The following is a 231-nucleotide window of genomic DNA, read 5'->3' as shown; positions in this document are numbered from 1 at the left end:
GCCAATCCGCGGCTGGTCTCGCCGGCCTTCGCGGCGGCCGCCCGGCGCGAGGGCGCGCAGGTGTTCGAGCAGACCGAGCTTAGCGAGATCGAGTACGACGGCCGGCGTTACCAGCTGCGCGCCGGCGCGCTTCGCTTCAGCGCCGACTGGCTGATCAACTCGGCCGGCGCCTGGGGCAATACGCTGGCCGGCCGCTTCGGCGCGGCGGTGCCGCTGTAATGCTCCGGCCCC

1 pseudogene is annotated in these 231 nt (G+C 74.0%); it reads left to right on the top strand.

The features are described from left to right. Nucleotides 1-216 (top strand): annotated as a pseudogene (locus F3J18_RS25285) (FAD-dependent oxidoreductase); the annotation flags it as partial. Nucleotides 217-231: the final 15 nt, after the last annotated feature.

The sequence above is a fragment of the Burkholderia sp. Ax-1720 genome, from assembly GCF_011753035.1.
GTDB classification, from domain to species: Bacteria; Pseudomonadota; Gammaproteobacteria; order Burkholderiales; family Burkholderiaceae; genus Burkholderia; species Burkholderia gladioli.
This window is presented reverse-complemented; position numbering and strand designations above follow the sequence as displayed.